This is a genomic window from Cellulosimicrobium funkei, assembly GCF_001019615.1.
GTDB classification, from domain to species: domain Bacteria; phylum Actinomycetota; class Actinomycetes; order Actinomycetales; family Cellulomonadaceae; genus Cellulosimicrobium; species Cellulosimicrobium cellulans_E.
The window spans coordinates 201,800-226,000 of record NZ_JNBQ01000003.1 but is presented as its reverse complement, the minus strand read 5'-3'; the positions used below and the strand labels follow the sequence as shown (position 1 = coordinate 226,000).

21 protein-coding genes are annotated in these 24,201 nt (G+C 74.7%); 6 read left to right on the top strand and 15 right to left on the bottom strand.

Going from position 1 to position 24,201, the window contains the following annotated elements; all coding sequences use genetic code 11:
• Positions 1-23: 23 nt before the first annotated feature.
• The 10 genes from FB00_RS05450 to hisC all read right to left on the bottom strand — a co-directional run bounded on the left by FB00_RS05450 (position 24) and on the right by hisC (position 12,494).
• The gene (locus FB00_RS05450) at positions 24-1,757 is read right to left on the bottom strand and encodes an FAD-dependent oxidoreductase (RefSeq protein ID WP_047231841.1); all 1,734 of its coding nucleotides are present in this window, start codon (positions 1,755-1,757) and stop codon (positions 24-26) included.
• Positions 1,754-4,003: a molybdopterin oxidoreductase family protein gene (locus tag FB00_RS05445; protein WP_156186316.1), complete on the bottom strand. Its 2,250-nt coding sequence runs from the start codon at positions 4,001-4,003 to the stop codon at positions 1,754-1,756. Before FB00_RS05445 ends, FB00_RS05450 begins: the two co-directional genes overlap by 4 nt.
• A gap of 46 nt (positions 4,004-4,049) precedes the next feature.
• On the bottom strand, positions 4,050-5,558 hold the full coding sequence (locus FB00_RS05440; protein ID WP_082141023.1) for an MFS transporter: 1,509 nt from the start codon (positions 5,556-5,558) through the stop codon (positions 4,050-4,052).
• A 190-nt stretch (positions 5,559-5,748) separates the two neighbouring features.
• Entirely contained in the window at positions 5,749-6,450 is a 702-nt protein-coding gene (locus FB00_RS05435; RefSeq protein WP_047231839.1) for a DUF6766 family protein, read from the bottom strand.
• Positions 6,451-6,535: 85 nt separating this feature from the next.
• A complete protein-coding gene (locus FB00_RS21940) occupies positions 6,536-7,024 on the bottom strand; it encodes a hypothetical protein (protein ID WP_156186308.1) in 489 nt (162 codons plus the stop codon).
• Positions 7,025-7,122: 98 nt separating this feature from the next.
• Entirely contained in the window at positions 7,123-8,592 is a 1,470-nt protein-coding gene (locus tag FB00_RS05425; RefSeq protein ID WP_047231838.1) for a dihydrolipoamide acetyltransferase family protein, read from the bottom strand.
• A gap of 64 nt (positions 8,593-8,656) precedes the next feature.
• The gene (locus FB00_RS05420) at positions 8,657-9,649 is read right to left on the bottom strand and encodes an alpha-ketoacid dehydrogenase subunit beta (RefSeq protein WP_047231837.1); all 993 of its coding nucleotides are present in this window, start codon (positions 9,647-9,649) and stop codon (positions 8,657-8,659) included.
• Positions 9,646-10,758: a pyruvate dehydrogenase (acetyl-transferring) E1 component subunit alpha gene (gene pdhA / locus FB00_RS05415; RefSeq protein WP_047232000.1), complete on the bottom strand. Its 1,113-nt coding sequence runs from the start codon at positions 10,756-10,758 to the stop codon at positions 9,646-9,648. Before pdhA ends, FB00_RS05420 begins: the two co-directional genes overlap by 4 nt.
• A gap of 316 nt (positions 10,759-11,074) precedes the next feature.
• Entirely contained in the window at positions 11,075-11,341 is a 267-nt protein-coding gene (locus FB00_RS05410; protein ID WP_197088752.1) for a DUF805 domain-containing protein, read from the bottom strand.
• A 73-nt stretch (positions 11,342-11,414) separates the two neighbouring features.
• Positions 11,415-12,494 (bottom strand): histidinol-phosphate transaminase, encoded by a 1,080-nt coding sequence (gene hisC, locus FB00_RS05405; RefSeq protein ID WP_047231836.1) that lies wholly within the window; start codon positions 12,492-12,494, stop codon positions 11,415-11,417.
• Between the two features lie 92 nt (positions 12,495-12,586).
• Between hisC and FB00_RS05400 the strand changes: the two genes are divergently transcribed.
• Together FB00_RS05400 and FB00_RS05395 are read left to right on the top strand one after the other, a co-directional pair.
• On the top strand, positions 12,587-12,976 hold the full coding sequence (locus FB00_RS05400) for a phage holin family protein (protein ID WP_047231835.1): 390 nt from the start codon (positions 12,587-12,589) through the stop codon (positions 12,974-12,976).
• A gap of 78 nt (positions 12,977-13,054) precedes the next feature.
• Positions 13,055-13,513: a hypothetical protein gene (locus tag FB00_RS05395; RefSeq protein WP_047231834.1), complete on the top strand. Its 459-nt coding sequence runs from the start codon at positions 13,055-13,057 to the stop codon at positions 13,511-13,513.
• Between the two features lie 29 nt (positions 13,514-13,542).
• Here the strand turns inward: FB00_RS05395 and FB00_RS20965 are convergent, their stop codons facing one another.
• Both FB00_RS20965 and FB00_RS05385 read right to left on the bottom strand, forming a co-directional pair.
• Entirely contained in the window at positions 13,543-15,225 is a 1,683-nt protein-coding gene (locus FB00_RS20965; protein WP_156186307.1) for an esterase/lipase family protein, read from the bottom strand.
• A complete protein-coding gene (locus FB00_RS05385; protein ID WP_047231833.1) occupies positions 15,222-15,536 on the bottom strand; it encodes a hypothetical protein in 315 nt (104 codons plus the stop codon). Before FB00_RS05385 ends, FB00_RS20965 begins: the two co-directional genes overlap by 4 nt.
• Positions 15,537-15,728: 192 nt before the next feature.
• On the opposite strand from FB00_RS05385, the gene purB reads away from it, so the two are divergent.
• On the top strand, positions 15,729-17,216 hold the full coding sequence (purB, locus tag FB00_RS05380) for an adenylosuccinate lyase (protein ID WP_047231832.1): 1,488 nt from the start codon (positions 15,729-15,731) through the stop codon (positions 17,214-17,216).
• Between the two features lie 101 nt (positions 17,217-17,317).
• Here the strand turns inward: purB and FB00_RS05375 are convergent, their stop codons facing one another.
• The 3 genes from FB00_RS05375 to FB00_RS05365 are packed head-to-tail and all read right to left on the bottom strand — an operon-like array spanning position 17,318 to position 19,982.
• Positions 17,318-18,421, bottom strand: coding sequence for a hypothetical protein (locus tag FB00_RS05375; protein ID WP_047231831.1), 1,104 nt, complete (start codon positions 18,419-18,421; stop codon positions 17,318-17,320).
• Entirely contained in the window at positions 18,418-19,581 is a 1,164-nt protein-coding gene (locus FB00_RS05370) for a hypothetical protein (protein WP_047231830.1), read from the bottom strand. The genes FB00_RS05375 and FB00_RS05370 overlap by 4 nt, the downstream gene beginning before the upstream one ends.
• Positions 19,578-19,982 (bottom strand): PadR family transcriptional regulator, encoded by a 405-nt coding sequence (locus FB00_RS05365; protein WP_047231997.1) that lies wholly within the window; start codon positions 19,980-19,982, stop codon positions 19,578-19,580. Before FB00_RS05365 ends, FB00_RS05370 begins: the two co-directional genes overlap by 4 nt.
• 136 nt (positions 19,983-20,118) lie before the next feature.
• Between FB00_RS05365 and FB00_RS05360 the strand changes: the two genes are divergently transcribed.
• From FB00_RS05360 to FB00_RS21935, 3 genes are all read left to right on the top strand, one after another.
• Positions 20,119-21,471: a glycoside hydrolase family 6 protein gene (locus FB00_RS05360; protein ID WP_052877462.1), complete on the top strand. Its 1,353-nt coding sequence runs from the start codon at positions 20,119-20,121 to the stop codon at positions 21,469-21,471.
• Positions 21,472-21,807: 336 nt separating this feature from the next.
• Entirely contained in the window at positions 21,808-22,263 is a 456-nt protein-coding gene (locus FB00_RS05355; RefSeq protein WP_231581727.1) for an NUDIX hydrolase, read from the top strand.
• Positions 22,264-22,391: 128 nt separating this feature from the next.
• The gene (locus FB00_RS21935) at positions 22,392-24,179 is read left to right on the top strand and encodes a hypothetical protein (RefSeq protein WP_047231829.1); all 1,788 of its coding nucleotides are present in this window, start codon (positions 22,392-22,394) and stop codon (positions 24,177-24,179) included.
• The last annotated feature ends 22 nt before the right edge of the window (positions 24,180-24,201 follow it).

The window sequence follows — 24,201 nt, the reverse complement described above, 5'->3', positions numbered from 1 at the left end:
GTGAGGTCGCCCGGCCGCCGACCTCACGCGCCGAGCGCGACCCTCGTCTGGTCGGGGTCCGCCTTCGCGAGCCAGTCGACGAGCCCGCACACGACGTCCTTGCACCCGCCGCAGCCCGTCGTGGCGCGCGTGGCCCGCGCCACGTCGTCGACGCTCCGGGCGCCGTCGTGCCAGCACCCGACGACGTCGCCCTTGGTCACGCCGTTGCACGTGCACACCGTGGTCCGGTCGGGCATGTGGGTCGGGGACGACGCCGGCGCGGGAGCCTGCGCGACGGGCCGCAGCAGCAGGTGGGCCGGGTCGACCGGCACGGGGACCCGGCGCGTGTACGTCGCCGTGAGGTCGGCGCCCACCTCGGGCGCGCCGACGCACGTCGCCCCCACGAGCAGGCCGTCCGCGACGACCACCTCGACGTGCCGGCCCGACGCCGGGTCGCTCAGCGTCACGGAGCGCTGCGCGGGGTCGGGCGTCCGCCGCTCGCCGCACACGCCCATCGTCACGATCTCGAGCCCGGCGGCCTTGACGCGCACGACGTCGGTCCCGGCCTTCGGGCGCTCGTCGACACCGGGCAGGTCCTGTGCCGACGGCACGGGCGACTCCCCGAGCGGGCGTGCGACCACGTTGATGGCGAGGCGCAGCGCCATGCTCGGCCGGTCGGCGTCGACCCCCAGGCGGACGCGCGGGCGGCCCGGCGCCGCCCCCTGCGCGGCGCCCGGCCCCCCGGCGCCCGCTGCGGCGAACCGCTCCGCGAGGTGCTCCGCGAGCCGTCGCGACTGGTCCCACCCCTGAGCGATCAGCCCGGTGGCGCCCTCGGGCGGCTGCGCGCAGTCACCGATCGCGAACACGCGCGGGTCGTCGGGGCTCGCGAGGTCGTGCCCGACGACGACGCCCCGGTCGACCGCGACGCCCGCCGCGCGCGCGAGCCCGGCCTCGGGCACGGTGCCGCACGCGAGCACGAGCAGGTCGGCCTCGAGGTCGACGAGCCGCGTCGCGTGGTCGCCCGCTCCCTCGGCGCCATCATCCGGGCGGGCCGACGGCCCGGCGGGAGCCCCGCCGTCGGGCACGCGGAGCGTCACGCCGCGCACGGAGCCCGACTCCACGACGACGCGCTCGGTGCGGGCACGGGTCCAGGTCCGCACGCCGAGCCCCGCGAGGCTGCGCGCGACGACGTCGCCCGCGGCGCGGTCGAGCTGGCGGTCCATGACGCTCCCGCCCCCGTGCACGAGGCTCACGGCGACGCCGCGGCGCGCGAGCCCGCACGCGACCTCGAGCCCGAGCACGCCCGCCCCGACGACCACGGCGTGCCGGGCGTTGACCGACGCCGCGACGATCTCGCGCGCGTCGTCGAGCGTGCGCAGCGCGTGCACGCCGCGGGGCAGGCCGCCCGGCAGGTCCGTCAGACCCGGCAGGTCGGGGATCCGGGCGGCTGCGCCCGTGGCGAGCACGACGACGTCGTACGGGTACGCCCCCTCCCCCGTGACGACGCGGCGCGCGGCGCGGTCGATCGCGATGGCCTCGGTGCCGCGCCGGACGGTCACCCGGGCGTCGTCCGCGCCGGGCAGCCCGATCGCCGCGACGTCGACCTTGCCCGCGACGACCTCGCTGAGCAGCACGCGGTTGTACGGCTCGTACTCCTCGGCCCCCAGCACGGTGACCTCGACGGCCGTCGGCCCCGCGGAGGTCCCGCACCGTGCCACGAGGTCGCTCGCGAACCGCGACCCGACCATGCCGTTGCCGACCACGACGACGCGCGTCATGCGCCCACCTCCTGGGTGCCGGGTGCACGCAGCACGTCCACGGCGCACACCTTGAACTCGGGCATGCCCGAGATCGGGTCGGTCGCGTCCGTCGTGACGCGGTTGACGCTGCCCTCCCCGCTCCAGTGGAAGGGCATGAAGACGGTGTCCGGCCGGATCCGGTCGCTCCACCGGGCGACTGCCTCGATCTCGCCGCGACGCGTCGTGAGGCGGGCGCGGTCGCCGTCGCCGACCCCGAGCCGCAGGCCGAGGACCGGGTGCAGCTCGACGAACGGCTCCGGCACGAGGCGGTCGAGCTCCGCCACGCGGCGCGTCTGCGCGCCCGACTGGTAGTGCTGCAGCACGCGACCGGTGACGAGGTAGAGCGGGGCGTCGGGGCGTACGTCGTCGCTCGGCCCGACGTGGTCGACGGCGACCATCCGCGCGCGCCCGTCCGGCGTGGCGAAACGGTCGAGGAACGTCCGCGGCGTGCCCGGGTGCTCCGCGCTCGGGACGGGCCAGTACAGCCCCGGGCCGCCGTCGTCCTCGTCCGCGTCGAGGCGCGCGTGGCTCAGGCCCGAGTAGTCGGCCACGCCGCCCGCGGAGGCGCGCGCGAGCTCGTCGAAGACGACGGCGGGGTCGGTCGGGAAGGAGACGTCCGAGCCCAGGCGCCGCGCGAGCTCCGCGAGGATCCACAGCTCCGAGCGCGCCTCGCCGGGCGCGTCGACCGCGCGACGGCGGCGGATCACGCGCCCCTCGAGCGACGTCATGGTGCCCTCCTCCTCCGCCCACTGCGTCACGGGCAGCACGACGTCGGCGAGCAGCGCCGTCTCCGACGGCACCAGGTCGCACACCACGAGCAGGTCGAGGGCGCGCAGGTTCGCGGCGACCTGGTCCGCGTCCGGTGCGCTGACCACGACGTTCGACCCGTGCACGAGCAGCGCGCGCGGGCGCCCGTCCTCGGCGTAGGTGGTGCCCGCACCCTCCGGTCCCGGCCGGGCGCCGAGCGAGCGCAGCAGCTCGACGGCGGGCATCCCCGGGCCGGGGATCGTCGCCGGGTCGACGCCCCAGACGGCCGCGACGTGGGCGCGGGCCACCGCGTCGTCGATCTTGCGGTACCCGGGGAGCTGGTCGGCCTTCTGGCCGTGCTCGCGCCCGCCCTGCCCGTTCCCCTGGCCGGTGATCGCGCCGTAGCCGGAGCCGACGCGGCCCGGCATGCCGAGCGCGAGCGCGAGGTTGATCGCGGCCGTCACCGTCGCGGTGCCCTGCGAGGACTGCTCGACGCCGCGCCCCGTGAGCACGTACGCGCCCGCGCCGCCACGGGCGGGCGACGCCGCGGCGAGCAGCCGGGCCACGTACCGCAGCCGGTCGGCCGGGACCCCGCAGACCGTCTCCGCGCGCTCGGGCCACCACGCCATGACGGATCGCCGGACGTCGTCGAACCCCGACGTGCGCGCGGCGAGGTACTCCGCGTCCGCGAGCCCCTCCGTGACCACGACGTGCAGCAGCGCGAGCAGCACCACCAGGTCCGTGCCGGGCACGGGCTGGAGGTGCACGCCCTGGTCGCCCAGCCCGCCGACGTCCCCCGGCTCGCCCGTGAGCGCCGCCGTCGCGCTGCGACGCGGGTCCACGACGACGAGCCCGCCGCGCGAGCGCACGCCCGCGAGGTGCTGGACCGACGGCGGCATGGTCTCGGCGAGGTTGGAACCGAGCAGGACCACGGCGTCCGCACCGGCGAGGTCCGCGAGCGGGAACGGCAGCCCGCGGTCCGCGCCGAAGGCCCGGTTCGCCCCCGCGGCCGCCGACGCCATGCAGAAGCGCCCGTTGTAGTCGATGTTCGCGGTCCGCAGCACCGTGCGCGCGAACTTGCCGAGCGCGTACGCCTTCTCGTTCGTCAGGCCGCCGCCACCGAAGACCGCGACCGCGTCCCGGCCGTGCTCGTCCTGCACGCGCACGATCCCGGCCGCCACGACGTCCAGCGCCTCGTCCCACGACGCCGGGTGCAGCGCGCCGTCGCTCCCGCGCAGCAGCGGGGTCGTGATCCGGTCCGTCGCGCGGAGGACCGACGCGCTCGTCCAGCCCTTCTGGCACAGGCCGCCGCGGTTGGTCGGGAAGTCGCGCGGGGCGACCGTCACCGGGAGCAGGGCCGACGGCCCCCGGTCGTCCGACGGGGACAACCGCATACCGCACTGGAGCGCGCAGTACGGGCAGTGCGTGTCGGCGGCTCGCGCGGCTGCGGCCGGCGCCGCGCCGGGGACCTCAGAGATCCCCGGCGCGGCGGTCGTGGGAGCGGACGGCACTCGTGGCCTCCGCTCAGATCCCGGCCGACGCGAGCGCCGACCCCTTGCGCAGGTACACGGCCCAGGCGACGACCGCCATGACCGCGTACATCCCGATGAACACCCACAGGGCCGGGACGAGCGAGCCGGCGAGGCTCGTCGACGCCGCGAACCCGCGCGGGATGAGGAAGCCGCCGAAGGCGCCGATCGCACCGGCGATCCCGATGCACCCGGCCGCGGCCTTGCGGGCGCGGGCCCGGGCCTCGTCGAGCGTCGCAGCGTCGACCGCCGTCGGCCCGTCGAGCGTGCCGCCCGGGACGGCGCTCGCCTGGAAGACGGCCGGGATCATCCGGTAGGTCGAACCGTTGCCGATGCCCGTCGCGACGAACAGGACGAGGAACGACGCGAAGAACAGGCCGAAGCTGTGCGACTGGAGCGCCTGGATCGCGCCGAACGCCCCGAGCGCCATCACGCCGTACGAGGCGATGGTGACGCGCGTGCCGCCCACGCGGTCCGCGATGACGCCGCCGAGCGGCCGCGTGACCGAGCCGACGAGCGCGCCGAGGAACGCGATCGAGAGCGTCACCTCGGGGAACTGGCCCTTGAGCAGCATGGGGAACGCCCCGGCGTACCCGATGAACGACCCGAACGTCCCGATGTAGAGGAACGAGATGATCCACGTGTGCTTGTTCCGCGTCGCGGCGGCGAACGACTTCGGGTCGGCCTTCGCGGTGGACAGGTTGTCCATGAACCGCCACGCGAGGAACGCCGCGAGCAGGATGAACGGGATCATCATGAGACCCGCTCGCTCGAGCGCGACGCCCGCCCCGGCGACGATGACGAGCGGCACCGCGAGCTGCACGACCGCCGTCCCCAGGTTGCCGCCCGCGGCGTTGAGGCCCAGCGCCTTGCCCTTCTCCCGCTCCGGGTAGAAGAACGAGATGTTCGCCATCGACGAGGCGAAGTTGCCGCCGCCGAAGCCGGCGAGGGCCGCGACCGCGAGCATGACGCCGAACGGCGTCCCCGGGTCCTGCACCGCGACCGCGAGCGCGCCCGTCGGGAGCAGGAGCAGGAGCGCGGAGACCACGGTCCAGTTGCGGCCGCCGAACAGCGGCACCGCGAACGTGTACGGGATGCGCAGCGTCGCACCGACGAGGCTCGGCACGGCGATGAGCCAGAACTGCTGGTCGACCGTGAACGTGAACCCGGCGGCGGGGAGCTGCGGCACGACGATCGACCACAGCGCCCAGACCGCGAAGCCCAGGAACTCCGCGAACACCGAGATCCACAGGTTGCGCGTCGCTACCTTCCGGCCGCCGTCGCGCCAGAACGTCGGGTCCTCCGGGTCCCAGCGGTCGATCCAGCGCCCCGAGCGATGGGTCGGGGCGGTCGTGGCGCGGCCGGCCGTCGAGGCGATGCTCAGCCCGACGGCGGTCGTGGCCACGGGCGCGGAGGCCGGGGCGGTCGTGGTGGTCGAGGTGCCGGAGGGGTGCTCTGCGGACTGCTCACCCTCGTGGGTGGTGGGGCTCGTGGGCGCGGACATGGCGGCTCCTTCAGCAGGTCCCGGTCAGTACCCAGGACGCTAGGAACGCCGTGTTTCCCCGGCGCGCGACCGCCGTTAAGCCCGTGTGAGGTCTTCCGCACACCGGGTGCGGCGCCGCTGTGAGCGGTCCGTGACCTGGGGCGACCGGCGGTCGCACGGCACGCGGACGTGCGGCGGGAGCCGTCCGCGGTCAGCCCTCGACGCCCGTCGCCTCGTGCGACGAGCCGACGGGCTTCGACTCGGGCGACCCGCGCTCGCGCAGGTAGATCGCGAGCACGACCATGCTGAGCACCGCCAGCATCTCGGACTGCCAGTTCTGGAACGTCCGGCTCCAGAAGTCGGGCATCGAGAGGTACTCCGTCCAGGGCACCGGGTCCTCGAGCTCGCGCAGCTGCTCCTCGCTGAACGCCACGGCGCCCGCCGCCGACTGCGCCGCCCACGAGCCGAGGAAGATCGCGCCCATGACGAGCGAGAGCGAGCGCGAGTAGACCGCGAGCCGCCAGCCCCCGGCCCGCGCCCAGGCCGGGGAGTCGGGCGTCGCGTGCTCGCCCACCTTCTGGTCCTCGTCGGACTCGCGGCCGGCCTCCTCGAGCTTCTTCGACTCGGGCGAGCCGCGCTGCACGAACCAGACCGTCGCGGTGATGAAGAGCAGGAACTGGAGGTACTCGGACTGCCAGTTCTCGGTGACGTCGACCCAGAACGCCGACGACGCCACGTACTGCCCGAACGTCACCGGGTCGAGCCCCGCCGCGCGCTGGTCCGTGTTGAAGACCGCGACCCCGCTCACCGCCTGGGCGACGAGCGACGCGAGGAACGCGGCGGCGAAGAAGAGGCTCAGCGAGCTCGCGCGCAGCCCGCCGAGGACGCCGCCCTTCCCGGAGCCGGCGCTCATCGGTGCACCGCCGCGAGCACGAACGTGACGGCGAGGCCCGCGCAGACGAGCACGAGCGTCGCCCAGAACATCAGCCGCGGGACCCTCATGCCTCGACCTCGCAGTCGTAGGGGCGGTCCTCGCGCGGCGTGCAGCCCGCCGCGGTGACGACCCAGCCGTCCCCAGACACGGCGAGGAAGAGCGTGTCGGTCGCGGTGACGACCTGCGCCTGCCGGCCCGCCACGTGGACGTCCTCGACGACGAGGTCGTCCCCCGCCGCGGCGAGCGCGGCGAGCGGACCGTCGGGCGCGGTGACCACGTCCGCGCACGGCTCGCCCTCGTCCGCGGCGAGCGCGTCCGCGGCGTCCGGCAGGATCAGGGCGCACGCGGCGGTGCCGTCACCTCCCGCGACGGCGGCGGCGAGCTCCTCGACGACCGCCCGGGCGTCCGCCGTGCCCGGCCCGGCGCACGCGGCGAGGCCGAGCGCCGTGAGACCGGCGAGCGCACCCGTGGGGATCGCTGCCCGCGCCCGGCGCCGGCCTCCCGGCCCGGCTCCCGCCGTCGGCCGGACCGCCCTGCCCCGAGCGCTGCGCACGCGACCTCCCTCGAACGACACCGGTGAGGTTCACCGGCTCCCTCCGAGGCCCATGCTCGCCGTTCGCCGGGTGCCCGCAAGCGGAGCACCGCGCGGGCTCAGCCCCAGACGAGGCCGCGCGCCGGGTCCTCGAGCACCTTCGCGACGTCGGCCAGCACGCGCGCGCCGAGCTCGCCGTCGACGAGGCGGTGGTCGAAGCTCAGCGCGAGCTGCGTGACCCAGCGCTTCTTGATCTTGCCCTTGTGGACCCACGGCTGCTCGCGGATCGCGCCGAACGCGAGGATCGCGGCCTCGCCCGGGTTGAGGATCGGCGTCCCCGTGTCGATGCCGAACACGCCGACGTTCGTGATCGTGATGGTGCCGTCGGACATGTCGGTGGGCGACGTGCGGCCCGCCCGCGCGGTCGACGTGAGGTCCGCGATCTCGCCCGCGAGGCCGTGCAGGTCGAGGCGGTGCGCGTCCTTGATGTTCGGCACCACGAGCCCGCGCGGCGTCGCGGCCGCGATCCCCAGGTTCACGTAGTGCTTGTAGACGATCTCCTGCGCGGCGTCGTCCCAGCTCGCGTTGATCTCCGGGTGGCGGCGCACGGCGAGGAGCAGCGCCTTGGCGGTGACGAGCAGCGGCGTGACGCGCACGTCGGCGAACTCCCGGTCCTCGCGCAGCGTGTGCACGAGGCGCATGGTCTTGGTGACGTCGACCGTGTGGAAGACGGTGACGTGGGGGGCGGTGAACGCGCTCGTCACCATCGCCTCGGCGGTGCGCTTGCGCACCGACTTCACGGGCACGCGCGTCTGGCGGCCGTCCGGGGTGACGGCGCCGGACGCGAGCCACGGCTGGTCGTCGTCGGCGTACGTCGCGAGCGGCTGCGCCTTCGCCTGCTCGTGGTACGCCTGCACGTCCTCGCGCGTGACGATCCCGCCCGGCCCGGTGCCGGCGACGCTCGCGAGGTCGACGCCGAGGTCCTTGGCGAGCTTGCGCACCGGCGGCTTCGCCAGCACCGGCAGGTGCACGTGAGCGACGGCGGCGGGCGCGGGGGTCGGCTTGCTCGCCGCGGGCACGGGGGCGGCTGCCGCCGGGACAGGCGCCGGGACGGCTGCCGCCGGCGCGGCGGCCGGGGCCGTGTCCGGAACGCGGCGGCGGCGACGGGCCGTGCCCGGCTCCACCGTGCCGTACCCCACGAGGACCGAGCCGGAGCCACCGGCCGCGGCGGACGGCGTCGCGCCCTCCGACCCGGCGCCCGCGGGCGAGGCGGGCGACGGGACAGCGTCGGCGCCGTCGGGCACGACGCCGGCCGGCGCGCTCGGCGCCGGCGCGGCACCGGACGGGTCGGTGTCCACGACGATGATCGGCACACCGACCTCGACCGTCGTCCCCTCCGGCGCGAGGATCTCCGTGACGACGCCCGTGTACGGCGACGGGAGCTCGACGAGCGACTTGGCCGTCTCGATCTCGACGATCGTCTGGTTGACCGTCACCGCGTCGCCGACGGCGACGTGCCAGTGCACGATCTCAGCCTCGGTGAGGCCCTCGCCCGCGTCGGGGAGGTTGAACTTCTCGAAGGTGGGCACTGCGTGGTCCTCCTGGTGGTCCCGGTCGGCGCTGTCGAGGTCGCTCGAGGTCGCTACGGACGCGTCAGAACGCGAACGCGCGGTCGACGGCGTCGAGCACGCGGTCGAGGCTCGGCAGGTAGTCGTGCTCGATCTTGGCGACGGGGTACGGGGTGTGGAAGCCGCCGACGCGCAGCACGGGCGCCTCGAGCGAGTAGAAGCACTCCTCGGTCACGCGGGCCGCGACCTCGGCGCCCGAGCCCAGGTAGGTCGGGGCCTCGTGCACGACGACGCAGCGCCCGGTCCGGCGCACGGACTCCACGACGGTCGCGGTGTCGAGCGGGGAGATGCTGCGCAGGTCGACGACCTCGACGCTGCGCCCCTCCTGCTCGGCCGCGGCGGCGGCGCGGAGCGCGGTCGCCACGGTCGGCCCGTAGGCGACGAGCGTGAGGTCGGTGCCGGGGCGGACGACGCGCGCGCGGTCGAGCACGGTCGCGCCCTCGCCACGCCCGGCGGTCTCGACGGGACCCTTCTCCCAGTAGCGGCCCTTGGGCTCGAAGAACAGCACCGGGTCGGGCGAGGCGATGGCCTCCTGGATCATCGTGTACGCGTCCTGCGGCGTGGACGGCGACACGACGCGCAGGCCCGCGGTGTGGGCGAACAGCGCCTCGGGGCTCTCGCTGTGGTGCTCGACGGCGCCGATCCCGCCCCCGTACGGCACGCGGATCACGACGGGCACCTGGAGCTTTCCGCCCGACCGGTAGCCCATCTTCGCGAGCTGCGTCGTGATCTGGTCGTACGCGGGGAAGATGAAGCCGTCGAACTGGATCTCGCAGACCGGGCGGTAGCCGCGCAGCGCGAGCCCGATCGCCGTGCCGAGGATGCCTGACTCCGCGAGCGGCGTGTCGACCACCCGGTCCTCGCCGAAGTCCTTCTGCAGCCCGTCGGTCACGCGGAACACGCCGCCGAGCGCGCCGATGTCCTCCCCCATGAGCAGGACCTTCGGGTCGGTCTCGAGCGACCGGCGCAGGCCCTCGTTGATCGCGCGGGCGAGGGTCAGGGTCTTGTTCTCGCTCATCGGGCCACCTCCGCGGCCGGCTCCTCGAAGGACTGCTGGTAGTCGGCGAACCACGCCTTCTCGCGCTCGACCACGGCGTTCGGGGTCGCGTAGACGTGGTCGAACATGCTGGACGGGTCGGGCGCGGCGAGCGCGCGGACCTCGTCGCGCAGCCGCTCGCCGAGCGCGTCGGCCTCGGCCGCGAGGTCGGCGGCGAACGCGTCGTCCCACGCGTCCTCGGCGCGGAGCAGGTTCTCGAGCCGGTCGATCGGGTCGCGGCGGCGCCAGTACTCCTCCTGGGCCCGCGAGCGGTACTTGGTCGGGTCGTCCGACGTCGTGTGCGCGCCCATGCGGTACGTGAACGCCTCCACGAACGTCGGGCCGCCGCCGGACCGCGCGCGCTCGAGCGCCTCCGCGGTCACGGCGTAGCACGCGAGCACGTCGTTGCCGTCGACCCGCACGCTCGGGACGCCGAACCCGCCGCCGCGGCGGTAGAGCGGCACGCGCGTCTGCTTGGTGGTGGGCTCGGAGATCGCCCACTGGTTGTTCTGGCAGAAGAACACGACGGGCGCGTTGTTCACGGCCGCGAACACGAGCGCCTCGTTGACGTCGCCCTGCGACGTCGCGCCGTCGCCGAAGTACGTGACGACGGCCGCGTCGCGCTCCGGGTCGCCCGAGCCCACGAGGCCGTCGCGCTGGACGCCCATCGCGTACCCGGTCGCGTGCAGCGCGTGCGACCCGATGACGAGGGTGTACAGGTGCACGTTGTGCGCCGTCGGGTCCCAGCCGCCGTGGTCCACGCCGCGGAAGAGGCGCAGGCGCGCCGTCGGGTCGATGCCGCGCACGTGCGAGACCCCGTGCTCGCGGTAGGAGGGGAAGACGTAGTCCTGCGGCGCGAGCGCGCGGCCGGAGCCGATCTGCGCGGCCTCCTGGCCCTTCGCCTGCGCGAACAGGCCGAGCTCGCCCTGGCGCTGGAGCGACGTCGCCTCGTCGTCGAAGCGGCGCGTGAGCACCATGTCGCGGTAGAGCCCGCGCAGGGCGTCGGCGTCCAGGTGGGCGACCCGCTCCCGGTAGCCGTCGGTCTCGCGCGTCGTGACGCGGGCACCGGCCGGGGTCACGAGCTGGAGCAGGGGGGCGTCGTCGGGACCGCCGGCGACGTCGGGGAGGTCGGGGGGCGTGCTCGCGCCGTCCCGCGCGGCAGCTCTCGCGTCGTTCTCGGTCACGCGACTCTCCTTCGGTGCGGCCCGGCCGTGCGGCCGGCCCGCTCGGGGGGCGGGAGGCGCCCGGTCAGGGGCGCCGTCGGAACCTACGTCTCCGTAGCCTACGCAAGCGTAGGCTACGACACCGTAGGTTCGGCTGCCGACGTGTCGCCCAACATCCGTCGCGGCGGGCTGTAGGGAACCTCCAATCCCCACCGGACGACCCCCACCCCTACGGGGGTCCGCCCTATCGCGGGTACACGCCGCCCGCGCGCAGCGCGTCGCGCTCGCGCAGCACGGGCCAGCGCGAGAACGCGAACACGAGGAACATCACGACGTTGAGGATCGGCACGAGCCCGACGAGGATCCACCATCCCGAGTAGCCGGCCTTCTGGATGATCCGGACGTAGGCGATGAAGAAGATCACCGCCACCGCGACGTAGACGACCAGCGCGGCGGTGCCGAAGGCCCAGCCGTACTGGTCCACGAACTGGTCGTACTCCACGTTGTCCATGGACGCGAGTGTTCTCGCGCCGACGGCGTCCGGCAACAGGGACCGCTCGGGTGCCTGCCCCGGACGGACGGGCTCAGAGCCAGGTGGCGCTCACGCGGAGGAAGAGGTCCGTCGCCTCCGGCTCGCCGACGCTCACGCGCAGGCCCTCGCCCGCGAACGGGCGCACGATCGCCCCGGCCGCGCGGGCCTCCTCGGTGCGCTGCATGGTCCGCTCGCCCAGGTCGAACCACACGAAGTTCGCCTGCGACTCCGGCAGCACCCAGCCCTGGTCGCGCAAGCCCTCGACGAGGCGCGCGCGGTCGGCGACGAGGTGCTCGACCCGCTGGAGCAGCTCGTCGCGCGCGGCGAGCGACGCGATGGCCGCGCGCTGCGCCACGTGGGAGACGCCGAACGGCGTCGACACCGCGCGGATCCCCGCCGCGAGCCGCGGGCGCGCGACGGCGTAACCCACGCGCAGGCCGGCCAGGCCGTACGCCTTGGAGAACGTGCGGAGCAGCACGACGTTCGGGTGCTGCGCGTACACGGCGAGGCCGTCGGGGGCCTCGGGGTCGCGCACGAACTCGAGGTACGCCTCGTCGAGCACGACCAGCACGTCCGACGGCACGGCCGCGAGGAACGTCTCGAGCTCCGCGCGGTGCACGACCGGACCGGTCGGGTTGTTGGGCGTGCAGACCATCACGACGCGCGTGCGGTCCGTGATCGCCGCAGCCATGGCGGGCAGGTCGAGCCGGCCGACGTCGGCCCCGGTCCGCAGCGGCACCTGGACCGACGTCCCGCCCGCGACGGCGACCGCGATCGGGTACGCCTCGAACGACCGCCACGGGTACACGACCTCGTCCCCCGGCTCGACGACCGTCTGCAGCACGTGCGCGAGCACCGCGACCGAGCCGTTGCCCACCACGACCTGGTCGGCACCGACGCCCGTGTCGGCTGCGAGCGCCTCGGTGAGCTCGGTCGCGTACATGTCCGGGTAGCGGTTGACGTCCGCCGCGGCGTCGGCGATCGCCGCGACGACCGCCGGCAGCGGCGGGTACGGGTTCTCGTTGGAGGAGAGCTTGAACGCCGCCGCGCCCGGGGCGACGCGGGCACCCGGGACGTAGGCCGGCAGCGCGGCGACGGCAGGACGCAGGGGGACGCGGGGTTCGTGGGCCACGGTCCTCGATCATGCCACCTGCCCGTCGCGGTCCCGGCGGCGCACGGCCCGGCGCCGTGCCCGCGCGGCTCCCGGGTGGCAGGATGCCCGGTATGAGCTTCGTCGTCCGCGTCCTCGTCACCGGCCTCGCGATCTGGCTCACGAGCCTGTTCATCGACGAGCACTTCCAGATCGTCGGCTCCGACACCGCCGGCGGGAAGGTCGTCATCATCCTCGTGGTGGCGCTGCTCTACTCGCTGGTGAACGCCGTCATCAAGCCGATCGTGCAGATCCTGTCCATCCCGCTCTACATCCTCACGCTGGGGCTGTTCTCCCTGGTCGTCAACGCGCTCATGCTCATGCTCACCGCGTGGATCACGGAGCAGACGGACTGGGGCATCCGCATCGTCGGCGGGTTCTGGTGGGCCCTGCTCGCGGCGCTGATCATCGGGCTCATCAACTTCGCCGTCTCGGCCGTGGTGCCCAAGGCCCAGGACCGCTGACCGTCCCCGTCCACCGCGGCGGGGACCGGACGCCCACGGCGATCGGAGCGGTCGTCCGCGGGATGGCAAGGTGAGACGGTGACCGAGACGCCTCGACGCTACCTCCCCGACGTCCTCGGGAAGCGGCTGCTCGACGAGTGGGAACGGGCCACCGAGATCGCAGCGGACGACGAGTCCTCCGCAGTGGTGATCTGGCACGCCTGCTGGGCCGAGCTGCCTGACACCGACACCCCGTGGTTCGAGCGTGAGTACGACTTCCCGATCGCCGCGGTTCTCTGCGCCACCCTCGCGGAGTCGCATCTCCGCCAGGGGGCTGCGGACGCGGCCTTGGAGTACGCGCGACGCCTGCCTCGGCTCAGCACCAACCCACGAGACACCTCGCCGCACGTCATCCTGGGGATGGCCGCGCTGGACGCGGGACAGGACGAGGAGGCTCTCCGTTCGTTCGACGCGGCACACGGGATCGGCGGCCACCGCGCGTTCACGGAGTATCCGAGCCGGTGCTGGACGTTCTACGCGAACAGCCGGGCGGTGTGAGCCCGCCCTCTGTCGCGCGAGCCGGGCGGCTACAGCGATCGCGCACCGTCCTCGCCCCCGCCCTCCACGCCGGGCGCGGTCACGTCGCCCTCAGTCGGACCTCCTAGCCACGGCAGGCCCGGGACCCCACGCGACGTCGTGCCCGGCGTCCCCGGGAACGGCACCACGGGCGCGCCGGGGAACGGCGTGCCTGGCGCCCACGGAGGCGTGGGCGACCGCGGGACCGCCACGTCCCCGACGCAGAACGTGGTGTCGGGGTCGGGCACCAGCCGCGCCTCGTAGACGAGGGGCTCGTCGGCCACCCCGTCGAGCAGCCGCTCGACGTCGGTCAGGTGCTCCTCGAGCCCCCGGTCGCCCACCTCGACGGCGGCGTCCAGCACCTCCTGGTGGAAGGGCACGCTGTGCGGCCACTCGGCCGTCGGCCCGCCGCCCGGTGCCACGAAGGCCCCCGTGACCGTGACCTGGTCCGCCGTCGCACGGTTCTCCGCGCCGTCGGTGTCGGAGATCCCCTCCCCCTGGGTCTCGAGGTGCGTGCCCTTGACGCCGGGAGGGAGGTCGTGGCCGCCGATGGGCGACCCGGCCGTCACGACGTGCCGCACGGCGTACGTGCCGACCGTCGCCGCGGCGACCGTCGACGCGATGATGCCGCCCTGGCTGTGCCCCACCAGCACGACGTCGTCGTCCGGCGCGATCCCGGCCTGCCGCATCGCTTCCAGCACGGCACGCGCGCTGTCTGCCTGCGCCCGCACCGCCGGGTCGTCGTCCATGAGCTGGTAGTTGGACGTCATGTTGAAGACCGACCTCAGGTTGAAGGGCTGCGTTCCGGGGATCGCGACGACCCACGTGGGCGTGCCGTCGTCCTTGACGATCTTCTGGATGCTGAGCGTCGAGTCGGTCGTGAGCGCCTCCACGGCACCGAGCGCGGACCGCACGTCCGTGGGGGTCGGCAGGTCGTAGGACGGGTCGACGAGGCGGACCTCGGGGTCGCGCAGGAACCGGTCGCGCAGGGGCTGCAGCAGCCCGCGCAGCACCGACGCACCGTTGCCCACCGTGGGCATCTGGTACCACGGGCGATCCACGTCGAACACGCCGATCGCACGGCTCAATGCGCGGATCGTGGCGGGGTGCAGGTACTGCCCCGAGGTGATGAACGGGTACAGGGAAGGGCGGCCCTGCTTCAGCGAGACCCAGGCCCCGACAGTCCCCACGGCCAGGACGGAAGCGACCCCGGCGACCGCCGCCCCGACCGGGCTCAGACCTCCAGCGACCAGGAGAGCGGCGTCCTGCCACAACGCGGCGGCGTCGGCGTCCGCGTCGTCGTACACGCGGACGGCCTGGTGCAGTCGCGCTGCGAGGAACCTCAGCCCTCCCTCCTGCTGCTCCGCGACACCGATCGCGAGGTCGAAGGCCTCGAGCGCGGCCGCACGTGCCGCACGCACCTCGGCCGACCAGTACGGCGTGGCGTGAACGCTCCAGCCCGACGTGGCCTGGAGCGGGGCCGGCGCCACGAAGCGGCCCCCGAACGACGTGGGGCTCGCGGTCGCCACCTCCACGGAGTCCCGCGCGTCCCGGAGCGCGGCCACGGTGCTAGCGACCAGGTCCGCCCGGGCGCCCAGGGCCACCGCCTGCGCGACGACCGCCGCCGTCTCGACCGTGGTCGCTTCCGTGCCGCCGCGCACCACGACCACGGGCGCCGGGCGGGGATCGCTCACGGCACGCCCGCCGCGGCGAGCTCGGCCCGGATCCGTGCCACGTCGGCCTCGGCAAGGACGGTGAGCGCGTCCAGGCGCAGGAGGCACGAGTCGAGCAGCATGCCGACGCGGAGCAGACCGCTCCGGCGCTCGGCGGCCGCGTCGTCGTACGACGCGCGGGCGTGACCCGCCCACGGCAGGTCGGGCGCGACGAGCGCGGCACCCGCTCGCGCGACGTCGTCCTGGGCGGTGAGGACCCGGGTCCGGGCGAGGGTGACGCCGAACGGCGCGGCGACGCACGGCGAGGGCGGCGGAGGCGACGAGGAGGACATGGCGAGGACCGTACGCAGAGCCGCGCACCACCCGTCACGGTCGACGGTGCCCTGTGGACGGCCCCCCGGCGGAGCGTCCCTGGGGACGGCCACGAACCCTGCCGTGCCACGGACCGCCCGCCCACCCGGGCCGCGTGCTCGAACTGTGGGAGGCGCGGGCCGCCGTCGGGCACGCGTGGGAGAATCAGGGGCGTGCCCGAGAACCCTGCCGCAGACGCCCCTGCCCGCGTGTCGCTCGCCGAGGTGACCCCGCCGATCGCGCTCGGACCGCTCGACGGCCGCTACCGTGCCGCGGTCGCCCCGCTCGTCGACCACCTCAGCGAGGCCGCGCTCAACCGCGAGCGCGTCCACGTCGAGGTCGAGTGGCTGATCACGCTGTGCAACGGCGTCCAGGCGGTCGACGAGAACGCGGTCCACCCGGTCGTCCCCGGCGCTCCTCAGCTCTCCGACGCGGAGGTCGCGTACCTGCGCCGCATCCCCGCGACGTTCGGCGGCGAGGAGATCGCCGAGCTCGCCGCCATCGAGCGCGAGACGGTGCACGACGTCAAGGCCGTCGAGTACTTCGTCAAGCGCCGGCTCGCCGCGGCGCCCGACGCCCTGGGCTCGGACACCGTGCTCCCCGGCGTCGGCGAGCTCGTGCACTTCGCGTGCACGAGCGAGGACGTCAACAACCTGTCGTACGCGCTCATGGTGCGCGGCGCGGTCGAGCAGGTGTGGCTGCCCGCCGCGACGGCGCTCGCCGACCAGCTCGCGGACATGGCGCGCGACCTCGCCGACGTGCCGATGCTCTCGCGCACGCACGGCCAGCCCGCGACGCCGACGACGCTCGGCAAGGAGCTCGCCGTCCTCGCGCACCGCCTGCGCCGCCAGCTCCGCCGGGTCGGTGCGGCCGAGTACCTGGGCAAGCTCAACGGCGCGACGGGCACCTACGGCGCGCACACCGTCGCCGTCCCGGGCGTGGACTGGCCGTCGGTGTCGAAGCACTTCGTCGAGGGCCTCGGGCTCACGTGGAACCCGCTGACGACGCAGATCGAGTCCCACGACTGGCAGGCCGAGCTGTACGCCGACGTCGCGCGGTTCAACCGCATCCTCCACAACCTCGCGACCGACGTGTGGACGTACATCTCGCTCGGGTTCTTCACGCAGATCCCCGTGCCGGGCGCGACCGGGTCGTCGACCATGCCGCACAAGGTCAACCCGATCCGGTTCGAGAACGCCGAGGCGAACCTCGAGATCTCCTCCGCGCTGCTCGACACGCTCGGGGCGACGCTCGTCACGTCGCGCCTCCAGCGCGACCTCACGGACTCGACGACGCAGCGCAACGTCGGCCCCGCGTTCGGCCACTCGCTCCTCGCGATCGACAACGTGCGCCGCGGCCTCAAGGCACTCGCCGCGAACGCCGACCTCATGGCGGCGGACCTCGACGAGAACTGGGAGGTGCTCGGCGAACCCATCCAGTCGGCGATGCGCGCGGCGTCGGTCGCGGGCGTCCCCGGCATGGAGAACCCGTACGAGCGCCTCAAGGACCTCACGCGCGGCCAGCGCGTCGACGCCGCGCGCCTGCGCGAGTTCGTCGCCGGCCTCGGCCTGCCCGACGACGTCGCGCAGCGCCTCGCGAACCTCACCCCGGCAACGTACACGGGCCTCGCGTCCCGCCTGGTGACGGCCTACCTAGACTGACGCCCACTGCGCCGAACACGACATGAGGGCCGTTATCCGATGGATAACGGCCCTCATGTCGTTCTCGTGAGCGCGCAGCGTCGTGCTCGGCGGCGCGGCTGTCAGACGGCGGTCGGCTCGCCCGGGCGCGGCGTGGCTGGTTCCGGCGCCCCTCCCCCGGCGGCGAGCAGCGCACGGTGCGAGGCCCGCGCCTCGGAGAGCTCGTCGAGACGGTTGACGGCCCAGCGCAGCACGAGCGGCGCGGCGGTCGCGAGCCCGAGCAGGGCGAGGACATTGCCGAGGTCCGCCGTCCGGATGCTCACGGTGCCGGACCAGAAGAAGGTCGAGCGGCTCAGCACCATCGCGAGCGCGAGCCCGCCGAGCACCGGGACCGCCTGCCGAGTCCGGCGCCCCAGCAGGGCGGCGCCGAGGAGCACGACCACCGGCGCAGCGAGCGCCTGGAGCGTCCACGAGACCAGAGCGCCGCCCGACCACCACGGCGTCCCGAGGTGCGCCGCGTCGGAGTAGGTGGCGGCGACGAAGGCGCCGAGGACCAGCGCCATGGCCCCGACCGTCGCCGCCCGGAGGGCCACCGGCTCGGCACCGACCCGGCACGTCCGTCGCGCGGCGAGGACTCCCGCGTACGCGACGAGCCCGACGACCCACGGCGCGTCGAGGTACGCGGCGTAGGCGCTGCCCGACGCGAGGGCCAGGACGATCGCGACCACCCCGACGACGGCAGCGAGCACCGCCGTCGCGAGGCCGACGCGCCGCGCACCGGCCAGCGTGAGGGCCACCGCCGCGAGCCACAGTGCCCACGTCAGCGCCGTCGGGACGGTCGCCACGAGCGGCGCGAGGCTGTCCGGGCCTCGCACCACCCGGAACATCGCGGCGGCGAACGCGAGGACGCGCGCCGCCATGACCACGAGCACGGCCGGGAGCAGCACGAACAGGAGGCCGGTCGTTGCGCGCCGCTGCCGCGGCGTCGAGCCCAACGGCGCGAGCAGCCACTCCCGGGCGGCGGCGCGCAGGAGGTCCCACCGCTCGGCACGGGTCGGGCGCGACTGTCCCGGCCGCGCGCCGTCGAGCAGGTGACCGAGCATCTCGGCCTCGTGCTCCCGCCGGTACGTGTAAGGGAAGAGCCGCAAGAGGCGGCGGTAGTCCCGGACGAGCACCGGAGGGACCGGCGGCTCCGCGACCGAGGTCGGAGCGTCTGCCGCGGTCATGCGGCGACCGCCGTGCCGAGGCCCGACGCGGCCAGGAGCGCGCGGTGCGCGGCCCGGGACTCAGCGAGCTCGTCGAGGCGGTTGACCACCCACCGGGCCACGAGCGTGACGACGGCCGACAGCGCGACCACGCCGAGCACGTTGCCCAGGTTCACGGCCGTGGTGTCGAGCGCGCCGGACCAGAAGACGTCCGAGCCGCTGAGGATCAGAGCGGTGAGCACCCCGGCCAGCACGGGAGCGGCCTGCCGCACGGGCCGGACGGCCACCAGCAGGACCGCCACCCCCACGAGGATCGCGATGTCCGCCGCCAGCGTGAAGGGGTATCCCGGAGGCGTGGCCCAGACGCCTTCCTCGGTGACGGCCGTCGCGCTCCGCTGCACGGAGACCGCGAGCGACACCGCCGTCAGCCACAGCGTGGCCACACCCGCGCGCGCCCCCAGGACGGGCCCCGTCTGCCGCACGCGGGCGGCGACCGCCCCCAGGGAGGCCACGAGGGCGACGACCCACCCGGTCTCCTGGAACGCGACGAACGCTCGCTCCGCCGCGACGAGCGAGCCGACCGCGACGACGCCCGCCGCGGCGGCGAGCGCGGCGAGCACGAGCCCGGTCCGCCGCAGGCGCGTGGCCAGGGCCACGACCGAGCCGGCCCAGAGGAGCCAGGCCGGGGCGAGGGGCACCGCGACGAGCGCCGTCGCGACGACCAGCCACGCGGGCGATGCGGCGGTTCCCACCACCTCCCGCGCCGACTCGTCTCCCAGCGCGAGACCGACGCGCAGGAGGTCCTGCGACGCGGGGGCCGCGAGCACCGCCGTCAGCGCGACGAGCACGACGACGGCCGCGGCGGCACGCTGCCGCTCGGTCGGGCCCAGGGGCGCGAGGGTCCACTCGCGCGCGGCGGCGCGCAGGAGGTCCCACCGCTCGGCGCGGGTCGGGCGCGCCTGTCCGGGCTGCGCGCCGTCGAGCAGATGACCGAGCATCTCGGCCTCGTGCGCCCGCCGGTAGGTGTACGGGAAGAGCCGCAGGAGGCGGCGGTAGTCCCGGACGAGGACGGGTGCGACGAGCACCGTCGCGCCGGGCTCCGCCGTCGGCTTCCCCGCGACCTGTGCGGCCGCCGTCCCGTCACCCGCCGCGCGGAGACCTTCCCCCCGGTCCCCGCTCATGCCGGCACCGCCCCGCCGTCGGCGAGGCCCCGGGCGACGTCGCGCGCGGGGGCGCCGCCTCGCGCCGCCGCGGACGCACGGCGTCGGGCGCCGAGGCGCTCGAGCGCGCGGCGCGCCTGCGCCTCGGCGCGCTCGGCCTCGGCGGCGAGGCGCGACCCGCCCTCGGTGGTGAGCCGGTAATAGCGGCGCAGGCGCGAGTCGACGACCTCCTCGTGGTCCACCTCGACGAGCCCGGCGGCGACGAGCCGGTCGATCGCTCCGTAGAGCGTCCCGGCACGCAGCGTCACGCGCCCGTCGGAGCTGGACTCGACGTCCTGCGCGATGCCGTAGCCGTGCAGCGGACCGGCCGCGAGCGCGGACAGGACGAGGAACGCGGGTTCCTGGAGCGGTTTGGATGACATGGCCACGAACATACCCTCGTGACGAACCTATGGAGGGCGACACGCCGCAGCGCGAAACGTTTCGCACCCTGCCCGGTGCTCCCCGGCCGTCCCTACCGTGGCGGTGTCCTGACCCCGAGGCGACGGAGCCCCGAGCATGAGAGCGACCTCCTCCACCCGACGAGCCCGTGCGGCGACGTTCGTCGCCGCCGTCGCGACCCTCGCGACGCTGGGCGCCACGGCGACCGCCGGCGCGGCGATCGCGACGTCCGGCGCGGCCGCGCCCTCCGCGGCCTCCGCGGCCTGCACGGTCGTCTACCGCATCACGAGCTCGTGGTCCGGCGGCTTCCAGGCCGACGTCACCGTCACGAACCTCGGCGCCGCGCGCTCGGGCTGGGAGATCGCCTGGGATCTGGCGCCCGGCGAGGGCATCAGCCAGCTCTGGAACGGCACGCTCGTGCGCGACGGCGGCCGTGTCACCGTGGGCGACGTCGGCTGGAACGCGTCGCTCGCCACGGGCGGCAGCGCCTCCTTCGGCCTCGTGGGCACGGCCGCGTCCGCTCCGGCCGTGCCCACGAGCTTCACGCTCGACGGCGTCGCGTGCGGCGGCGACGCCCCGCCGGACCCCACCGACCCGCCGGACCCCACCGACCCGCCCGAGACGCCGGGCGACGTGACGTTCCACGTCGACGAGACGAACCAGGCGTGGGAGGCCTGGCAGTCGGCGTCGGGCACGGACCGGGACCTGCTCGCGAAGATCGCGCTCACGCCGCAGTCGTCGTGGGTCACCGACGCGGACGCACAGGTGTCGCGCGCCAAGGTCGCCGCGTTCACGAGCGCGGCCGCGGCCGAGGGAGCGACGCCGCTCCTGACGATCTACGCGATCCCCGGCCGCGACTGCGGCTCGCACTCGGGCGGTGGCACCGCCGAGGCCGCGTACCGGAGCTGGGTCCAGACGGTCGCGTCGGGCATCGTCGGCGAGCCGTGGGTGGTCCTCGAGCCCGACGCCCTCGCCCAGCTCGGCGACTGCTCCGGCCAGGGCGACCGCGTGGGCATGCTCCGCGATGCGGCGCACATCCTGACCGACGCCGGCGCGCGCGTCTACGTCGACGCGGGCCACTCGGCGTGGCTGAGCCCGGCGACCGCCGCGGCCCGCCTCCAGCAGGTGGGCCTCGACCACGCCGTCGGGTTCGCGCTCAACACGTCGAACTACCGCACGACGGCCGAGTCGCGCGCGTACGGCGAGCAGGTCGCCGCGCTGCTCGGCGGGGACGTGTCGTTCGTCGTCGACACGTCGCGCAACGGCAACGGGAGCAACGGCGAGTGGTGCAACCCCCGGGGTCGCGCGCTCGGCGACCAGCCGCGCGCGGTCGACGACGGCACGCACCTCGATGCCCTGCTGTGGGTCAAGCTGCCCGGCGAGAGCGACGGGTCGTGCAACGGCGGGCCGCCCGCCGGACAGTGGTGGCAGGAGGTCGCGCTCGAGCTGGCGCGCAACGCGTCCTGGTGACACGACGCCGTCGAGCACGACCCTGCTCGCCCTCGACCACGAGATTGCTGCCGTTATCGTCCCGATAACGGCAGCAATGTCGTGCTCGGCGTCCGACCGGGGCGGGCGGGGGCGGGTCCGCAGCGAGCGCGGTTCGCTGGTCGGTGTGACGATCGTCTGTGCCGGGCCCCGCCCGGCACGATCGTCCTTCGCCGGAACTGGGGCCGCGCGAGGGGCAGGCCCGACGGCGCGTGGCTCGCTGGGTGCGCCACGCGCCGTCGGGGGTCCCGGCGTCGTGAGCTGTCGACGCCGGACGGCGGGGCGGGGACAGTCCGGTGGAGATGGCACAGTGGAGCCGTGACGTCGCACGACCTTCCCCGCACCGACCCGCCCACCCTCGAGCCCGCCGCCCTGCCCCCGCTGCGCACCGTCGGCTGGGTGAACGTCCGCGACGGGCGCCTGCTCGCCGTCCGCACGACCGGCAAGGACCGCTTCTTCATGCCGGGCGGCAAGGTCGAGCCCGGCGAGTCGGACGCCGAGGCCCTGGTGCGCGAGATCCACGAGGAGCTGGGCGTCCGCCTCGACCCGACGTCGGTCCGCCCCGCCTTCGTCGCCGAGGCCCCCGGTCATGGCCTCGGCGGTCGGGTCGTGCGCATGCACTGCATGTACGCCGAGCCGGTCCCCGGCTCCCCCGAGCCGGCGCCGAACGCCGAGATCGCCGAGCTCGCCTGGCTCACGCCGGCCGACGCGCACCGCGTCCCGCCGGCGGGCCAGATCGTCCTCGACCGGCTCGCGGGGGTCCTCTCCGCCTGACCCCGCGCCGTGCCCCCGTGCCGCGCCAGCCGCCCCATGGGGACCTCGCCCCATGAGCCGGGCGAGACGTGGCGACGGCCGCCCGCGTACGCTCCGGATGCACGATCCGCTGCGACAGAGGGACGACCATGGGGTTCTACGGTGCCGACATCGGCGAGCTGCGCGCGCTCGCGCAGAGCCTCACGACGGCGTCCGAGGCGCTCACCACGACGCGCAGCACGCTGGACTCGACCGTGAGCGGCGCCCGCTGGGCCGGCCCGGACGGCGACGAGCTGCGCGGCCGCTGGTCGGCCGAGCTCGGCCCCGCGCTGGCCGCCGCCACCGCGACCCTCCGCGACGCGGCGGACAAGGTCCGCAAGAACGCCGACCAGCAGGAGAGCGCCAGCTCCGACGGGACGGGCGGCACGGGCGGGGGCGGCAGCGGCGGACCCGGCGGCGGGCCAGGCTCCGGTGGCGGGCCCGGCGGGGGCGGCGGGTCGGGCTCGGGCGACGAGAGCCCGGGCGGCCCGAAGGTCACGGTGAAGGGCGACCACGAGTCCGGCTCCGACAACGGGAGCCCGGGCAACCCGGCGACCGAGGGCACCGACGCGAAGGTCGGGTTCGGCGTGACCCACGACCCGGAGAGCGGCGAGACCACGTACTCCGGCAGCGGCTCGCTCTCCGACTGGATGAAGACGACGAACGGGTCGAAGATCTCGTTCGGGGTCAACGGCGGTGCGGAGTACACCGTCGGCGAGAAGTCGGAGGACGGCTTCACCACGTACACGTCCAAGTCCGACGTCTCGATCGGCGTCGAGGGCGGCGTCGACAAGGGCGGCACGGGCGTCAGCGGCGGGTACACGACCGGCGTCACGTCCGAGTACACGGTCAAGGTGCCCGACGGCGCGGGAGTCACCGATCCGGGCAGCATCAACCCGTTCGACCCGCGGAGCATGCCGGTGGGATCGTCCGTCACGATGGACGGCGGCAGCTACTCCGAGACCGAGCTCAACGCGGCGTTCCGCCACATCGCCGTCGAGTCGTCCGTCAAGGACGCGAGCGGCGTGACGAGCCTCATCGAGCGCACGGGCGACGACACGGTGCGCGTGACCGCGGGCCCGACCGAGGCCCTCGCGAACCACGCGGGGCTCGGCCTCGACTTCGACGCCGTGAAGGTCATGCTCGGGAACACGACGTCGCTCGACGGCGCGTCCCTGCGCAGCGCCGAGTTCGACCTGTCGACGCCGGAGGGCCAGGCCGCGTACGACACCTACCTCGTCACGGGCGAGATCCCCGCCGACCCGTCGACCGGCATCTCGGGCACCACGAAGATCGAGCGCGTCGAGTTCGACTCGACGTCGACCGTCGGCTTCGACACGCCCGTCGGTGGGGCCGAGTGGGAGATCGGCAAGAACACGGGCTCGCTCGTCGCGACGACCAACCCCGACGGCAGCACGGAGCAGCTCCTCACCGCGACGTACGGCGACCGCGGCGACTTCCGCATGTCTCAGGCCTTCGACGCCTCGGGGAACGAGGACCTCTCGGCCCGCACGTACTCGTTCGACGTCACCGCGGACGACATGTCGTCCCAGTACTTCAACACGCGGGAGTTCTCCGGCTTCTCGCCGTCGGGCGAGGTGTCGTCCGGCCAGCAGGTGACGATGACGCTCACGGAGTCGCAGATGAACCGCCTCGCGGACAGCGTGCGCACGGCGGTCGAGAACGACAGCCTGGGCATGCAGACGCGAATGATCGTCACGGACTACGACATGCAGCCGCTCACGGACCCGTACCAGCTCGCGACCAGCCTCGCCCGCGCCGCGGACTCCGACCTCGAGCTCGTCATGATGATCTCGGAGATCAACGCCGCGGGCGACGGGTCCGCGACCGACCGCTCGGCCGCGCGGTTCCCCGGCACGGTGACGCTCGGCCCCTGACGCGGGTCGTGGTCCGGGTGCC